Here is a 2,219-nt window from a genome sequence, read left to right as displayed (position 1 = left end):
GTTCATTGAACGCAAATTGAAACTGAAGATTAACTCCCGGAAAAGCTCTTTATAATGAGAAGGTTGTGAAAGCAACAGAAAGCGAATTCCTGAGTTTCACCTTCACAGGGAAGAAAGTTCGCTGGACCCAGAAGTGTCTGGACCGATTCAGATACAGGATACTCAAGTTGACCAGTCGTCGCTGGGGTGTCTCAATGCAACATCGGTTACACAAACTGGCGCAATATATCCGGGGTTGGATGGGGTATTTCCGGTTATCGGAATATTACCGACCAATTCCCCTGCTGGATCAATGGATACGTCGGTGAATCCGTTGCTGTTTCCTGAAGCAATGGCGCAAGCCGAAAACCCGTTTTAAGAATCTGGTCAGGTTAGGCGTTGATAAAATGAACGCCGCCAAGATCGCAGCCAGCAGCAAAGGGTATTACCGTCTGAGTAAAACCTATGCGGTGCAACAGGCACTAAACAACAGTTACCTCGTGAAAATTGGGCTTGTTTCGTTGAAAGACTTATGGATCAGGTTTCACCATCATCGTTGAACCGCCCGGTGCGGACCCGCATGCCGGGTGCTGTGGGGAGGGTTGGAGAAAGACCAGCCCTTACCCGATTTAGGTGCATTTTCTGGGTCACTGTGTGGAAGCCTCTGTAGTAAAAAGCTCTAAGAGGCTGTTTTAAAACTACTTAAGCCTTCGTAGCATTATGCGAATCATGCATATATAAACGAAGGCTTCTGAACTCCTTGGCAGCTGTTCATAGTCTTTAGATAAATGTCTGGATCCTTCAAACCAGCCAAAGGTTCTCTCCACAACCCAGCGCCTGGCTTGAACGACAAACTTTCCACGTGGGCGTTTTGTGATTTCAAGTTCCCTTTTGGGTTTGAAGCGATAAAACCACTCTTCAAGGTAACCCCGGTAGCCACAGCCAGCCCAGACTTTCCGGATGTTTTTAAAGTATTTCTTAAGGTGAGCCAGTATGAACTGACCTGCAAAACTATCACTAAATGCGGCTGCGTGTACCCATACCACCAGAATCAGGCCAAGAGTATCAACAGCTATATGACGCTTTCTGCCTTTTATTTTCTTCCCGCCATCATAGCCTCGATCCCCCCTTTTACCGAGGTTTTCACGGATTGGGAGTCAATGCTTGCTGCGGTTGGTTGTGGCTCTTTGCCCGCCTGAATTCGCATCTGGTCACGAAGTGCATCATGCACCTTCTTCCATGTGCCATCTTTTTTCCAGATTCGGAAATAGGTGTAGACAGTACTCCATGATGGAAAGTCAGAAGGTAGCATTCGCCACTGACAGTCTGTTTTAGTGAGATAGAATATGGCATTCAATATCAGACGATAACTCCAGTCACGTGGTCGCCCATTTTTTGGAGTATCATAGCCAGGGTCAGGGAATAGAGGCTTGAGGATTGTCCACTCGTCATTGGTCAGGTCGGATGGATACATAATTATCCTCCTTAAACTAATCAGATACTGTAGTTATAGACGACGTTGGGTTTTTTATCCTGAGTTAATGGTCAGTAACTTTTACAACAGTCTCTAAACTTTTCGAAACGGGAACTTTTTTAAAACCTTATTTTCAAAGGGATATTGCACCTCATATTGGTGTAATGGAATTATCCCCAATAGTAAAGGTTAAAAAAATGTTACCTACAAATCATATTCATACTGGTTCAAAGATTATACCCCAGATAAATAACAAGACTCTAGAAAGCGATAGAGACTCAGATAAAGTTGCTACGCAGTCTGAAATAAAAAAAGCCGATTCTTATTCATCCCAGGATCACGACAATAAACCAATTACTCAACGCAGTGTAAACTTTTCAGAAAGAAATTCACCATTTAAAAGCAATGATGTATACACAGCTGACTCAGCTAAATCTCATAGCACATTAAATGTTGATGATAAGCTAAAGAAAAATGCAGAAGCATATGAGGCTACTTTCCATGCAAAAATTGATTATTCATCTCCTAAGGATATAGATATATTGAAAAAAATGGAAGTTAGCGAAACTGAGATTGCTCTGGTAGGGATCACAAAAGAAGGTAATAACCCTATAAAAATTGTATTAGCTATGGCCGATGATAGAGGATACTTTACTTCTCAACAAGGTAAAGAATTTCAACTTTCTCAGTAGTTCAAGAACATAAAAGCATCAGTTTAATTTGACCTATATTTGCGGTTTCTCAGTGTGACCGCACTCTCTGCACC

Annotated in this window: 3 protein-coding genes; 2 read left to right on the top strand and 1 reads right to left on the bottom strand. The window is 42.5% G+C overall.

The features are described from left to right. The first annotated feature begins 65 nt into the window (after window positions 1–65). Complete coding sequence (locus tag ACO6V1_RS23530) at window positions 66–308, top strand: group II intron maturase-specific domain-containing protein (protein ID WP_422450640.1); 243 nt, start codon at window positions 66–68, stop codon at window positions 306–308. A 369-nt stretch (window positions 309–677) separates the two neighbouring features. Here the strand turns inward: ACO6V1_RS23530 and ACO6V1_RS23525 are convergent. After that, window positions 678–1,453 (bottom strand): IS5 family transposase gene (locus ACO6V1_RS23525; protein ID WP_422468965.1). Its coding sequence is split into 2 segments (ribosomal slippage): window positions 678–1,114 and window positions 1,114–1,453, totalling 777 coding nucleotides; the frame shifts between segments, so codons are not numbered across the junction. A gap of 197 nt (window positions 1,454–1,650) precedes the next feature. On the opposite strand from ACO6V1_RS23525, the gene ACO6V1_RS23520 reads away from it, so the two are divergent. Further along, window positions 1,651–2,145 (top strand): hypothetical protein, encoded by a 495-nt coding sequence (locus tag ACO6V1_RS23520; protein WP_422450638.1) that lies wholly within the window; start codon window positions 1,651–1,653, stop codon window positions 2,143–2,145. Window positions 2,146–2,219 lie beyond the last annotated feature (74 nt).

Source organism: Endozoicomonas sp. ALC013 (assembly GCF_049310205.1).
In the GTDB taxonomy this organism is placed as follows: Bacteria; Pseudomonadota; Gammaproteobacteria; order Pseudomonadales; family Endozoicomonadaceae; genus Endozoicomonas.
Note: the sequence above shows the minus strand (reverse complement) of the source record. Positions and strands in the feature narration are given on the sequence as shown.